Source organism: Streptomyces sp. NBC_01808, assembly GCF_035917395.1.
In the GTDB taxonomy this organism is placed as follows: Bacteria; Actinomycetota; Actinomycetes; order Streptomycetales; family Streptomycetaceae; genus Streptomyces.
Map to the genome: position 1 here is coordinate 5,339,379 of NZ_CP109072.1, position 12,724 is coordinate 5,352,102.

Genomic DNA, 12,724 nt, shown 5'->3' on the forward strand with positions numbered 1-12,724 from the left:
TCGGGAGCACAGGACAGTAGGCTGAGCCCAGCAGGGTGGAGACTGTGAGGGCTCCTTGAGGGAGGTACGTCATGACCGCCGAGATGGTGGCGCCCGCCTGGATGCACACCCAGATCAGTGCGGAGCAGTACGACTCCTGGTCCGAGGAGCAATGTGCCGGCATCGAGATCGTGGACGGAATGGTCGTCGTGAGCCCGAGCGCCTCCAAGCGGCACAACCGGCTGGCCCGGGTCCTGGCCAATGCTCTGGACGCCGCGGCGGGTCAGGACTGGAACGCCGACACGGACTTTGACGTCCGGCTACAGGACGTTCCGCTCACCAACCGCCGCCCGGACGTCATCGTCTACCGGGCGGAGACAATCGACCTCACACCCACCCGCCCGGAACACGTACTCCTGGTCGTCGAAGTTGTCTCGCCCGGCTCGGAGACCACGGACCGGATCGTGAAGGTCGACCAGTACGCTAAGGCTGGCATCTCCTTCTATTGGCGTGTCGAACAGGCCGCCACCGGTGTCCCGATCGTTTACACGTACGTTCTCGACCCTGCCACCAAGACCTACCGGGACGGCGAGATGTTCACCGGCGTGATCAAGGCTGGCGCGCCCTTCTCCGTCACCGTGGACCTGGGATCCATCTGACAACCAGCAAGGCTGAGCTCTAGCCTTTTGTCGTCAGCGGTGCTGACCGGCGCGGCAGGGGAGGGGGAACAGTGCCGGCAAGGGTTCCTGGGAACAGAAGAATTGCACGGGCGGGGGTCAACGCGCTTCGTGCACTCCTCGAGGAACACGATCAAATCGTTCAGGAGATCGACGGAGGCAACGACTTCGGCGAGGATCTGTTTGTCATGCTTACTCGGGAGGGTGAGCGAACTGGCTCATCGATCACCGTTCAGGTGAAGAGCGGCGAGAAGTACAAGCGGGCGAACGGCTACGCGATCCCTGTCGGGGCACACGCAAGCGACTGGAGGAACGCACTTCTACCAGTTTTCGGCGTGGTCTTCGATGTCGGGTCACAAAGGCTGTTCTGGGCAAACCTGACGGAGGCTTTGGAAGCGTCCAAGGATTCGCCGACAACGATATTTGTTCCTCGCGAGCAGGAGCTCCACCCAGGTAGTGTCGGCGTGTTTTTGGAGGCCGTCCAGACATTCGTCGAGCAGCGTTCCAATCGAGGCACAAGCGAGACTGCGATCAAGGTCACACGCGTGTCGGAAACCTCTCTACTGGCCCCATTCTGGTTCGTCGGTCGACGTCAGGAACAGCAGACCATCAAAGCGAAGCTGACCGAGGGTGGCGCCCGCAGAGTCCTCATTTCTGGCATGGCTGGCGTCGGCAAAACTTCCCTCATCGAATGGATTGCCGGGGAACCGGATACACATGCGAGGTTCTCCGGCGGTGTGATCGTCGCGGACATGCACGGCTTCTCGGTGAAGCGCGAATACTTGGCACGCGCCGACACTGCTTACGCGCCCTTGTTGTCCGCACTTGGTGTCCCGCCCACCGAGGTGCCACAGAACGTCGAGAGCCAGGCAGCTATCTATCACCGGACGCTCGACGCCCTCGGCGAATCGGACAGTCCGGTGCTTCTGGTGCTCGACAATGTGGCTGAGCTTGCGCAAGTCGCCGAGCTGCTTCCCAGAAGAACTGACCACGGCGTGATCATCACTTCGCGCAGCCGACTCGGCATCATAGAAGGTGTCGAGGTGGTCAAGCTTGATTGTCTCGATCCCACGGAATCGGAGGACCTGTTCCTCAGGAGCCTGGGCCCTCGCGACGACCGCCTTCGCTGTCTTTCCCCAATCCGAGAAATCTCCGAGTTGTGCGGGCACCTTCCGTTGGCGCTCAGCATCTCGGCGGCGATCTTGAAGGAAGATCCCGACCTCGCCCCCACCGAGTTGCTGATGGAACTAGCGGCTGAGAAGACGCGGCTTGATGTCCTGCAGTTCGGAGACACGGCCGCCAGAGCCGCACTCCACGTCTCACTCATCCGACTCGATGAGTCCCTGCGGGCCCCGTTCTGCAGACTTTCCATTCATCCGGGCAGTCAGATGTCAGAGCAAGTCGCTGCTGCCGTTCTGGGTGAGCGCGACCCGCAGGCCCGCTCACTCCTCCGCAGGCTCAGTCAGGCAAGTTTGATTTCGCGCGTCCCAGGAACTTCCCAATGGAGGATGCACGATCTGGTCTATCTGTTCGCTGCCGAACGATGCGAAAAAACCATCGTCGCGGCAGAGCGTCGAATGGCTTTCGGTCGAGTGGCAGAGCTCTACTCTCAGATCTCGCGTCATGCCGACCTCGCGTTGAGAGGAATACCTGAAGGGAATCCACCCCGGTTCGCCGAGGCAGGTGATGCACTGAAGTGGTTCGACACCGAGTGCACAAACCTTCAGGCGACTGCTCGGCGGGCCCGAGATTTCGGCATGGCGGAGCATGCGTTCACGCTTTCGACGAATCTCATCGTGTTCCTCGATTTGAGGGTTCGGGTCGCTGAGTCCCTTCAGTGCGCCGAGACGGCGTACGAGGCCGCATGCCAGGATGGCGACGACGAGCGGCAAGTCAAGGCTCTCAATAACCTGGGCAACGCTCTGACCAGCCAGCGAAAATTCGAGGACGCCATTCGGACGCTGACAAAGGCCGTCGATACTGCGAAGAGAATCGGATTCCTCGACGGCGAGTGCGACGCCACCATCAGCTTGGGCGCGGTAGTCCTCCAGCACCGGGGGCCTGTCGAGGCAATTCCGATTCTCGTCCATGCAATCGCCATTGCCCAAAGAAATCAAGACATCAACGATATTGGCACGGCGCTCACGAATCTCGGCAATGCCTATCGAGAGGCAGGCATGCTCAGTTCCGCTGCTGCGGCATACGGTGAATCCCTCCGTTACCACCGTGCATCGGGGGACCGCCGGAAGGAAGCATCCGCACATGCCGGCCTCGGCACCGCACTGTTGCAACTGGGCCAGATGGAAGAGTCCATGAGAGCGTTTCAGGCAGCTTTCCCGGCATACCGGGAAGTCGAGGATGAGTTTGGTATTCACATCAACTATATGAATCTTGGCCACGCTCAGCTTAGGATGGGCAGGATGCAAGATTCCAGGAAATCGCTCCAACTGGCCCACAACTACTTCCGAGACATCTCGAACGAGTACCGCGAGGCGACTACGCTGTCCCTTCTCGGCATCCTCGAATGGATGTCCGGCAATCTGGACATCGCGCAGACGAACTATCGCGCGGCTATCCGGCTGTTTCGAAAGCTCAACGCCCAGCGAGAACAAGCGGCGGTAGAAGGCTATCTCGATAAATTGCTGGGAGTTTCCACATTCCCGGAGTAGCGCGACTACTTTCTGCTGCCGACCGAGTTCGACTTTCTCAGCGGCAAGGGGGGCGTTGCGCCCTCCACCTTCGACCAGGCGGAACGGTTGCAAGTGCCGCAGCAGCCTTTGGTCTTCTACGGGCAGGAGACGTACCCAACGGACAGCAGCACCGGCGCGTTCGCGCTGCTTTGCCTGTTGCGTCCCTCCGTCTCCCACGGCCAGCAATACACCGGGTTGGAGGCCCATCGGCCGGACCACTGCCCTGCGGCTGGCCGACGCAGGCGCTTCGGTGGCGATGGTCGTGCGTCGCGCCGATCACCTGGACGAGCTTGAGGACGCGATCCGTGCGGCCGACGGCACCGTGCTGACGATCACGGCCGACCTGACCGACGCCGTCGCGGCGCGTTCTTCGTGCGCGACGTCTGACAGCCGTCCGGCGGAATCTCGCCCGGTCGTTCAGGTGCGGGTCAGCGCTGGCGGTAGCCGTCCAGGAAGGCGCCGATGCGGGTGATGGCGTCCGTCAGGCCGTCCTTTTCCAGGAGGGTGACGATGCGGAAATGGTCCGGGCGGGGCCAGTTGAAGCCGGTGCCCTGGACCAGGAGGATGTTCTCCGCGCGGAGGAGGTCGAGGACGAAGCGGGCGTCGTCCTTGATCTTGTGGACCTTGGGGTCCAGGCGGGGGAAGGCGTAGAGGGCGCCCTTGGGTTTGACGCAGGTGACGCCCGGGATCTGGGTGAGCAGCTCGTACGCGGTGTCGCGCTGGACGAGGAGGCGGCCGCCCGGGAGGATCAGGTCTTTGATCGACTGACGGCCGCCGAGGGCGGTGGCGACGATGTGCTGGGCGGGGACGTTGGCGCACAGGCGCATGTTCGCCAGGATCGTCAGGCCCTCCAGGTAGCTGCGGGCGTCCTGCTTCGGGCCGCAGACGGCCAGCCAGCCGCTGCGGTAGCCGGCCACGCGGTACGCCTTGGAGAGACCGTTGAAGGTGAGGACCAGCAGGTCCGGGGCGTAGGTGGCGGTGGGGGCGTGGGTGGCGTCGTCGTAGAGGATCTTGTCGTAGATCTCGTCGGAGCACAGCACCAGGCCGTGGCGGCGGGCGATGTCGGTCAGGCCGCGCATCAGCTCCGCGTCGTAGACCGCGCCGGTGGGGTTGTTCGGGTTGATGACGACCAGGGCGCGGGTGCGGTCCGTGATGCGGCGCTCGATGTCGTCGAGGTCGGGCATCCAGTCGGCCTGCTCGTCGCAGTGGTAGTGCACCGGGGTGCCGCCGGCCAGGGAGACCGAGGCGGTCCACAGCGGATAGTCGGGGGCCGGGATCAGGACCTCGTCGCCGTCGTTGAGGAGGGCCTGCATGGACATCTGGATCAGCTCGGAGACGCCGTTGCCGAGGAAGACGTCCTCGACGTCGAGGTCGATGCCCTTGGTCTGGTAGTGCTGCATCACGGCGCGGCGGGCGGGGAGGATGCCCTTGGAGTCGCCGTAGCCGTGGGCGCTGCCGGCCGTGCGGAGGAGGTCCTCCAGGATCTCCGGGGGGCACTCGAAGCCGAAGGGGGCCGGGTTGCCGATGTTGAGCTTGAGGATCTGGTGACCTGCCGCCTCGCGCCGCATCGCCTCTTCGAGCACGGGGCCCCGGATGTCGTAGCAGACGTTGGCGAGCTTCGTTGACTGGATCACCTGCATGCGGCCACTGTACGGGCCGGTCCCCGACCCCGCCTCCGGATAACGTGCGAGGCCGGTCACACGGCCGAGGGCCCGCCGGAGCCGGTCCGTAGCTGCCACAATGTCCGGATGGCGGCCCAACCCCCCACCGGCACACCGACGTTCGCCTCCCTCGGGGCCGGCACGCTCGCCCTGGTCAACGACGAGCCCGTGGCCGCCCCCGGCGACGACATCCTGGGCACAGGTCTGGCCGCCGCGCAGCTCGCCCGGCTGCTGCACGCCTCCCGCGCCTCGACGCCGTTCACCCTCGCCGTGGACGCCGGCTGGGGGATGGGCAAGTCCAGCCTGATGCGGCTGGTCGACGCCAGGCTGCGGGCCGAGCCGGACGTGGAGACGGTCTGGTACAACGCCTGGACCTCCACCGGCGCCGACGCCCTCGAAGGGCTCGTGAAGTCGGTGCTCGTCCGCTTCGAGCGGCGCACGCTGAAGCGCGCGCTGGCGCGGATCTCCCGGGCGCGCACGGTGACGCGCGGCGTACGCGCCGTCACCACGGTGCTCGGCGGGGCGCTCGGCGCGGCCGGGCTGGTCGACGAGCTGTGGACGAGCTGGGACGCGGGACCCGAGGCGCGCAACGGCATGCGCGAGGAGATCGACCGCATGGCCCGGGAGTGGGCCGGGAACCGGCCGCAGCGGCTGCTTGTCGTCTTCATCGACGACCTCGACCGCTGCTCCGAGGAGACGGTCCTCGCCGTCTGCGAGGCCCTGAAGATCTACCTGGACGTGCCGGGGCTCGTCTTCGTCGTCGGCTGCGACCGCTCCGCGCTCGGCCCCAGCGGGCTGCTGCGCGACCTGTCGCCCGCGGGGTCCGCGTTCATGGAGAAGATCTTCCAGACCAGCTACCGCATCCCCGTCGCGGACAACGACGGCGTCGGCCGCTACGTCGAGTGGTGCGCCCGCACCGCGGGCATCGAGGGCATGCTCGACGAGGTACTGAAGAAGCTGCTGGTCGAGCGGTCGGGACGGAACCCGCGGCGGATCAAGCGGCTGGTCAACGGCTTCGTGCTGGAGGCCACGCTGAACCCGGTGTGGTCGGGATTCCGCCCGGAGGCGGTCATCAGGACGCTGCTGCTGCAGTACTTCTATCCGGAGTTCTACCGGATGATGACCGGCGCCTCCGGCGCCCCGGGCGGTGACGTGGTGCAGGAGTTCACGACCTACCGCCGGGTACGCCGCACGCTGCTGTCGCCGGTGCCGCCGGAGGCGCAGGTGTCGTCGCCGGAGTTCGCCTCGGCCGAGGAGGTCGGCGCGTTCTTCGAGCAGTACGAGCTGTCCGCGCCCGAGACCCGGGGGGAGGCGGAGCACGGGCTGGAGCAGATGGAGCGGCGGCTGCCGGTCGGCTTCCCCGAGCACGCGGACGACCAGGGGTTCACGTCCCTGCTCGGCGAGCTTCTGCGGGTGCCCGACGCGGAGCGGCTGCTGGTGCTGCTGCGCGAGGGGGCGCCGGTGGCGGTGGAGGGGACGGGCCAGGCGCAGCCGCCGGTGGCGCTCCCGTACGTCGACGAGAGAGGCATGGTGTCCGGTACCTGGGGGACGTCCTGGGGCGGCGGACAGTACGAGGCCCCTTACGGGCACCAGGCGCCGTACCCGGAGCCCGCCCTGGCGGCGCCGAGCCAGCAGGCGTACCCCCCGCCGGCCCAGGGCCGGCCCCCGCAGGCGTACCCGCCGCCGGGCCAAGTCCAGCCTCAGCCGGCCTACCCCACCCCTGTCCCCCCGATGGGCGACATCGACCTCGGCCGCCCGCTGCCGTCCTCGCTCGCGCTGGAGGGCCTGCGGATCCTGTGGGTCGACGACCATCCCGAGAACAACGCGGCCCACGTCCGCCGGCTGCGCGGCCTCGGCGCCAGGATCTCCATCGCGCGGGATCGCGAGGAGGGGGAGCAGGAGCTGGCCGCCTTCCCGTTCGACCTGCTGATCTCCGACATCACCCGCGGCGGCGAACAGTCCGCGGGCCTCGACGACCTGCGGGCCTGGCGCACCTCCGGGACGTACGACGGCCGCGCCGTGTTCCTGTCCAGCCGGGTCACTCCCGAGCGCGAGGAGGTCGCGGCCGGCCTGGACGCCAGGATCTTCAACAGCGGAGACGCCCTGCTGGGCTACGTCATGGAGCTGGCCGTGTCCCTCAGCGCCGTCCGCGCCCCCGCGCCGTCCGCCCCCGAACCGTCCGCCCCGGCACCGCGGCCGTCCGACGCCCCTCCCGGATGACGTACTCCCCGCCCACCAGCACATACGGCACCCCCACCGGCCCCCGCCGCGGCTCCTCGTACGTCGCCCCCGCCGCCACCGTCGCCGGGTCGAACAGCACCAGGTCCGCCACGTAGCCCTCCCGCACCAGACCCCGGTCCGGCAGCCGCAGCCGGGCCGCCGGGCGGCCGGTGAGGTGGTGGACGCACTCCTCCAGGGTCAGCACGCCCAGTTCGCGCACGTAGTGCCCGAGGTAGTGCGGGAAAGTGCCGTACGCCCGCGGGTGCGGCTTCGCGCCGTGCAGGATGCCGTCGCTGCCGCCGGTGTGCGCCGGGTGGGCCATGATCGCCCGGACGTTCTCCTCGTGCCCGACGTGCTGGAGGATCGTCGTCGCCAGCCGGTCGTCCAGCAGCAGCCGGCGGGCCGCGGCGAAGTCCGGCAGCCGCCGCCCGACCCAGTGCGCGAGCGCCGGGTCGCCCACGCCCGAGACCTCGATCGTCGACCAGTCCATCGGCACCCCGTGCGACCCGTCGGAGCCCTCGACGTCCAGCGCGTGCCCGATCCGCGCCGCCGTGTCCGCGTCCCCCAGCCGCGCGAGCGTCGCCTCCGGGCCGCCCACCGCCGCCCAGCTCGGCAGGAGCGCGCCCAGCGTGGTGCAGCCGGCCAGGTACGGGTACGTGTCCAGGGTGACGTCCACGCCCTCGGCGAGCGCCCGGTCCAGCAGGCCGGTCAGCTCGGCGGCGCGGCCGGCGTTGACGTCGAAGTTGAGGGTGGCGTGCGCGAGGTGCAGCGCGCAGCCGGCGTCCCGGGCGAGGCCGAGCATCTCGGCGTACGCGCCGAGGGCGCCGGCGCCGTACGAGCGGTGGTGCGGGCAGTAGTAGCCGCCGTACGCCGCGACGACCCGGCACAGCTCCGTCAGCTCGGCGGTCGGCGCGTACATCCCCGGCGTGTACGTCAGCCCCGACGACATCCCCACCGCGCCCTGCTCAAGCCCCTCGGCGACCAGCCGCTTCATGTGCGCCAGCTCGTCGTCCCCGGCCGGCCGGTCCTCCCAGCCCAGCGCCAGCATCCGCACGGTGCCCTGCGGTACGAGGTACGCGGCGTTGACGGCGAGCCCGTCGCCGTCGGGGCCGCGGTCGAGGCGGTCGAGGTACTCGCCGACCGTGCGCCAGTCGAACGCCACCTCGTCGTCGCCAGGACCGCCGCCGTTCCAGCCGGCGATCTGGCGGCGCAGCGCGCCGAGGGTGCGGTCGTCCACGGGCGCGTACGACAGCCCGTCCTGGCCGATGACCTCCAGCGTCACGCCCTGCGCGGCCTTGGCGGTGTGCGCGGGGTCGCGCAGCAGGGCGAGGTCGGAGTGGGCGTGCATGTCGACGAAGCCGGGGGCGAGGACGAGGCCCCCGGCGTCGAGGACGGTGCGGCCGGTGAGCCGCGGGCCGACGGCCGCGATCCGGCCCCCGGCCAGCCCCACGTCGGCGCGGTGGCCTGCCGCCCCCGAGCCGTCGACGACGAGGGCGCCGCGGATCACCAGGTCCATGTCTGCCGCTCTCGAACGCCGCTCAGAAGGCCGCTCAGAAGAAGGTCCGTACGTACTCCGTGACGGTACCGTCCTCCTCCACCAGCGGGATGAGCTGCCACTTGTCGAAGATCGTGCACGGGTGCGACATGGCCAGCGCCACCCAGTCCCCGACCTCCAGCTCCACGCCGCCGGGCGTCACGTCCAGCCAGGCGTGCTGGTCCGAGAGCTTGCGTACGGTGATCCCCGTCGCCGCCCGCTCCGCGCCCGCCCCGCCGGCCGCGTCGAATCTGCGCACCGCCGCCGGCACCGGCAGGTCCAGGTCGTACGCGGCGTCCCGCTTCCCGGCGTTGACGAACGCCTGCCCCGGCTCCGGCCGCGAGACCACCTGCGTCCACAGCCGGAACGCCGGCGTCAGCGACCCCTCGCCCGGCACCCGGTTGAACGGCGTCACCCGGGTGTAGTGCCCGTCGTCGTGGCTGATGTACGCGCCCGAGCGCAGCAGCTTGAGCACCGGCCGCGACAGCTCGGGCGCCGCCGCGAAGCCGTCCGCGACGGCGTCGAACCACGCGCTGCCCCCGGCGCTGACCACGATCTCGTCGGCGTCCGCGAAGAGCCCCGCGGCGTCGAACTCCGCCGCAAGACCCAGCAGCCGCCCCATCCAGCCCCGTACCACTGCGGCGTCCGCGCCCGGCGCCTCGGCCTCGTACCCGGCGACCCCGACCAGCCGCAGCGTCCCCGCCCGCGCCGCCGCCTCGGCGACCGCGCGGCAGTCGGCCTCCGTACGTGCCCCGGTGCGCGCGTCTGGACCCGCGCCCAGCTCGACGGTGACCTCCACGGGCCGGGTGGCCCCGGCCGCCCGCAGCGCCGCGTCCATCAGCTCGACGCCGCGCACCGAGTCGACGTAGCAGACGAGCCGGAAGTCCGGGTCCGCGGCCAGCTCGGCGGCGAGCCAGCGCAGCGCGGCCGCGTCGACCAGCTCGTTGGCGAGGAAGATCCGCCGGAAGCCGAACGCCCGCGCCACCCGCGCCTGGTGCGGGACCGCGACCGTGATGCCCCAGGCGCCGTGGTCGAGCTGGCGGGCGAAGAGCTGCGGGGCCATCGTCGTCTTGCCGTGCGGCGCGAAGGCCAGCCCGTGGGCGGCGGAGAAGCGGGCGAGCGCGCCGAGGTTGTGCGCCAGCGCGGGCGCGGAGAGCGCGAGCACCGGGGTGGTGAAGCCGCCGGTGAAGAGCGAGCGGCGCTCGGCGGCCAGCTCGCCCACCGTGAGCCCGGCCGCGTCGGGCGGCAGGCCCTTGAAGCGGTGGTCGATACGTTCTTCCGCCAGCTCGGCGAGCGACGCCATGAAGCCCTCCAGCAGGTTGGTTGCGCAACGCGCAACGTGCATTGCGTATATCGACACCGCTGTCTAACATCCGGGCGAACGGCCGGTCAACGGTCGGCGGTACGAAGCCGGCGGTCGCGGCCGGCGGTACGGAGCCACGGCAGCGGGAGGTCGCGATGAGCCAGTCGGTCGGCCGCGCGCTCGCCATCCTGCCCATGCTCGCCGAAGGACCCGCGGGCCTGGAACAGGTCGCCACCCGGCTCGGCGTGCACAAGACCACCGCGATGCGGCTGCTGCGCACCCTCCACGAACACGGCCTGGTCTACCGCCAGGACGACCAGCGCTACCGCCTCGGCGCCCGGCTCTTCGCCCTCGCCCAGGCGGCGGCCGAGAGCCTGGACGTCCGCGAGATCGCCCACCCGCACCTGGTGAAGCTCGGCGAGCAGACCGGGCACACCGTGCACCTCGCGGTCTACGAGGACCGCGAGGTGATGTACATCGACAAGGTCGACAGCCGCTACCCGGTGCGGATGTACTCGCGCATCGGCCGGCCCGTCGCGATCACCGTCGCGGCCGTGGCCAAGCTGCTCCTCGCCGACCTGCCCGAGCCGGAGCGGCGCGCCGTCGCCGAGCGGCTCGAATACCCCATGTACACCCCCCGTTCGACGCCCGACGCGCAGGCCCTGCTCACCGAGCTGGCCGCGGTGCGCGAGCAGGGGTGGGCCACCGACTTCGGCGGCCACGAGGAGTCCATCAACTGCATCGGCGCCCCCATCCGCGGCGCCGACGGCCGTACCGCCGCCGCCTGCTCCCTGTCGGCGCCGAACGTCGTCGTCACCGCGGACGAGCTGATGGCCCTCCTCCCGCAGCTCCGCCGCACGGCGGCAGCGATCAGTGACGACTACTCCGGAAGAGTGCCCGCATGAGCGACAAGGCCCAGAAGACCGACGTCACCCCCGCCACCCACGTACCGCCGCCGGCACGCTTCTCCGCGGGCGTGCGCAAGGGCAACATCCTCCAGGTCGCAGGACAGGTCGGCTTCCTGCCGGCCGAGGAGGGCAAGCCGCCGACCCCGGCGGGCCCGGATCTGCGTGCGCAGACCGAGCAGACGCTGTCCAACGTCAAGGCGGTGCTGGAGGAGGGCGGCGCGTCGTGGGAGGACGCGGTGATGATCCGCGTGTACCTCACCGACACCGCCCACTTCGCCGAGTTCAACCAGATCTACGACGCCTACTTCGCGGAGCTGGAGCAGCCGCCGGCGGCGCGTACGACCGTGTACGTCGGGCTGCCCGCCGGGCTGCTCGTGGAGATCGACTGCCTGGCCGTCCTCGGCTGACCGGACGTTCCCCCCGGCCCGTCCGTCAGCGCCCCGCGCCGACGGACGGGCCGCGGAACGTCCGCCGGTAGGCCTGTGGCGTGGTGTCCAGCCGGCGCAGGAAGTGGTGGCGCAGCGTCGCCGCGTTGCCGAAGCCCGCGCGGGCGGCGATGGCGTCCACCGTGGCGTCGGTCTCCTCCAGCAACTGCTGTGCCAGCAGCAGCCGCTGGCCGAGCAGCCACTGGTACGGCGTCGTGCCCGTCTCCTGCTGGAAGCGGCGGGCGAAGGTCCGCGGCGCCAGATGCGCCCGCGCCGCCAACTGCTCCACCGTGGCGTCCTCGTCCAGGTGCTCCTGCATCCAGGCCAGCACCCGGGCGATGGCGTCGTCGTCGCACGTGCCGCGCACCGGCCGCTCGATGTACTGCGCCTGGCCGCCGTCCCGGTGCGGCGGTACGACCATGCGGCGGGCGATCGCGTTGGCCACCTTGCTGCCCTGCTCCTCGCGGACGAGGGCGAGGCAGGCGTCGATGCCGGAGGCGGTGCCGGCGGAGGTGAGCACCGGGCCGTCGGCGACGTAGAGCACGTCGGGCTCGACAAGGGCGGCGGGATACTCGCGTTTGAGCATGTCGGTGTAGAGCCAGTGCGTCGTGCAGCGGCGGCCGTCCAGCAGCCCGGCCTGGGCGAGCAGGAAGGCGCCCGTGCAGACGCTGAGCACCTTCGTGCCGCGCGCCACCGCCTCGCGCAGCGCGTGGAGCAGCTCGGGCGGGAAGTCGCGGTACGCGAACTTCTGGCCGGCCGGGATGGCGATCAGGTCGGCGCCGGCGAACCGCTCCAGGCCGTGCGGTACGTCGACGGGCAGGCCCGGGTGGACGGTGACGCGGCCCGGGCGCGGGGCGGCGAAGGCGAAGTCGTAGAGCGGCAGGCCCTCCTCGCGGCGGTCCATGCCGAAGACCTCGCAGACGACGCCCAGCTCGAAGGCGTTGACGTCATCGGTCAGCAGACACACGACGTTCGACAGCATGGGGCCAGTATGCCATCCGGGTGGCAGCAATTCGAAGGTCTATGGCAGGGCTGCCACTGTTTGTGTGTGCAAGGATCCGGGATCGTAGACGTCATGAACGCGATCCTCGACTACACCGTCGGCACCCTGGTCCTGCTCCTGATGGCCGCGATCCTCGCGGGTCCCGCCCTGTACTTCGACCGGCGCGAGCGCCTCACCGACCGCCGGCTCAAGGCCGCCGAGCGCGGCGACCCGGCGCCCGCGGGGGACGTCTCCGTACGCGACGCGCTCGCCCGCTACGGCCGCGCCGCCTGACCGCAAGCCCCGCAAGTCCGGTAAGTCCTGTAAGTCCCGTAAGGTGCGGCG

General features: G+C 69.8%; 10 protein-coding genes. 6 read left to right on the plus strand and 4 right to left on the minus strand.

The window, feature by feature from the left end; all coding sequences use genetic code 11:
• Positions 1 to 71 precede the first annotated feature (71 nt).
• Together OG946_RS23810 and OG946_RS23815 are read left to right on the plus strand one after the other, a co-directional pair.
• Positions 72 to 638 carry a Uma2 family endonuclease gene (locus OG946_RS23810; protein ID WP_326798040.1) on the plus strand — a complete coding sequence of 189 codons (567 nt, stop codon included), beginning with the start codon at positions 72 to 74 and terminating at the stop codon, positions 636 to 638.
• A 71-nt stretch (positions 639 to 709) separates the two neighbouring features.
• Positions 710 to 3,325, plus strand: a complete 2,616-nt coding sequence (locus tag OG946_RS23815) for a tetratricopeptide repeat protein (RefSeq protein ID WP_326798041.1) — start codon at positions 710 to 712, stop codon at positions 3,323 to 3,325.
• Positions 3,326 to 3,774: 449 nt separating this feature from the next.
• Here OG946_RS23815 and OG946_RS23820 read toward each other — a convergent pair whose 3' ends face one another.
• Positions 3,775 to 4,986, minus strand: coding sequence for a pyridoxal phosphate-dependent aminotransferase (locus OG946_RS23820; RefSeq protein ID WP_326798042.1), 1,212 nt, complete (start codon positions 4,984 to 4,986; stop codon positions 3,775 to 3,777).
• A 108-nt stretch (positions 4,987 to 5,094) separates the two neighbouring features.
• On the opposite strand from OG946_RS23820, the gene OG946_RS23825 reads away from it, so the two are divergent.
• Positions 5,095 to 7,227 carry a P-loop NTPase fold protein gene (locus OG946_RS23825; protein ID WP_326798043.1) on the plus strand — a complete coding sequence of 711 codons (2,133 nt, stop codon included), beginning with the start codon at positions 5,095 to 5,097 and terminating at the stop codon, positions 7,225 to 7,227.
• Here OG946_RS23825 and OG946_RS23830 read toward each other — a convergent pair.
• Positions 7,145 to 8,743 (minus strand): N-acyl-D-amino-acid deacylase family protein, encoded by a 1,599-nt coding sequence (locus tag OG946_RS23830; RefSeq protein ID WP_326798044.1) that lies wholly within the window; start codon positions 8,741 to 8,743, stop codon positions 7,145 to 7,147. The two genes, OG946_RS23825 and OG946_RS23830, sit on opposite strands and share 83 nt — an antisense overlap.
• A gap of 34 nt (positions 8,744 to 8,777) precedes the next feature.
• Positions 8,778 to 10,106, minus strand: coding sequence for an alanine racemase (locus tag OG946_RS23835; protein WP_326798045.1), 1,329 nt, complete (start codon positions 10,104 to 10,106; stop codon positions 8,778 to 8,780).
• A gap of 113 nt (positions 10,107 to 10,219) precedes the next feature.
• On the opposite strand from OG946_RS23835, the gene OG946_RS23840 reads away from it, so the two are divergent.
• Together OG946_RS23840 and OG946_RS23845 are read left to right on the plus strand one after the other, a co-directional pair.
• Positions 10,220 to 10,969 (plus strand): IclR family transcriptional regulator, encoded by a 750-nt coding sequence (locus OG946_RS23840; RefSeq protein ID WP_326798046.1) that lies wholly within the window; start codon positions 10,220 to 10,222, stop codon positions 10,967 to 10,969.
• Complete coding sequence (locus OG946_RS23845) at positions 10,966 to 11,379, plus strand: RidA family protein (protein ID WP_018834583.1); 414 nt, start codon at positions 10,966 to 10,968, stop codon at positions 11,377 to 11,379. Before OG946_RS23840 ends, OG946_RS23845 begins: the two co-directional genes overlap by 4 nt.
• Positions 11,380 to 11,404: 25 nt before the next feature.
• On the opposite strand, the gene OG946_RS23850 is transcribed toward OG946_RS23845, so the two are convergent.
• Complete coding sequence (locus OG946_RS23850; protein WP_326798047.1) at positions 11,405 to 12,379, minus strand: GlxA family transcriptional regulator; 975 nt, start codon at positions 12,377 to 12,379, stop codon at positions 11,405 to 11,407.
• Positions 12,380 to 12,472: 93 nt separating this feature from the next.
• Here OG946_RS23850 and OG946_RS23855 point away from each other — a divergent pair, with 93 nt between their 5' ends.
• Complete coding sequence (locus OG946_RS23855; RefSeq protein WP_326798048.1) at positions 12,473 to 12,673, plus strand: hypothetical protein; 201 nt, start codon at positions 12,473 to 12,475, stop codon at positions 12,671 to 12,673.
• Positions 12,674 to 12,724 lie beyond the last annotated feature (51 nt).

Coding starts and splice junctions, on each gene's coding strand:
- OG946_RS23810 (WP_326798040.1), top strand. CDS start 72: ATGACCGCCGAGATGGTGGCGCCCGCCTGGATGCACACCCAGATCAGT.
- OG946_RS23820 (WP_326798042.1), bottom strand. CDS start 4,986: ATGCAGGTGATCCAGTCAACGAAGCTCGCCAACGTCTGCTACGACATC.
- OG946_RS23825 (WP_326798043.1), top strand. CDS start 5,095: ATGGCGGCCCAACCCCCCACCGGCACACCGACGTTCGCCTCCCTCGGG.
- OG946_RS23830 (WP_326798044.1), bottom strand. CDS start 8,743: ATGGACCTGGTGATCCGCGGCGCCCTCGTCGTCGACGGCTCGGGGGCG.
- OG946_RS23835 (WP_326798045.1), bottom strand. CDS start 10,106: ATGCACGTTGCGCGTTGCGCAACCAACCTGCTGGAGGGCTTCATGGCG.
- OG946_RS23840 (WP_326798046.1), top strand. CDS start 10,220: ATGAGCCAGTCGGTCGGCCGCGCGCTCGCCATCCTGCCCATGCTCGCC.
- OG946_RS23845 (WP_018834583.1), top strand. CDS start 10,966: ATGAGCGACAAGGCCCAGAAGACCGACGTCACCCCCGCCACCCACGTA.
- OG946_RS23850 (WP_326798047.1), bottom strand. CDS start 12,379: ATGCTGTCGAACGTCGTGTGTCTGCTGACCGATGACGTCAACGCCTTC.
- OG946_RS23855 (WP_326798048.1), top strand. CDS start 12,473: ATGAACGCGATCCTCGACTACACCGTCGGCACCCTGGTCCTGCTCCTG.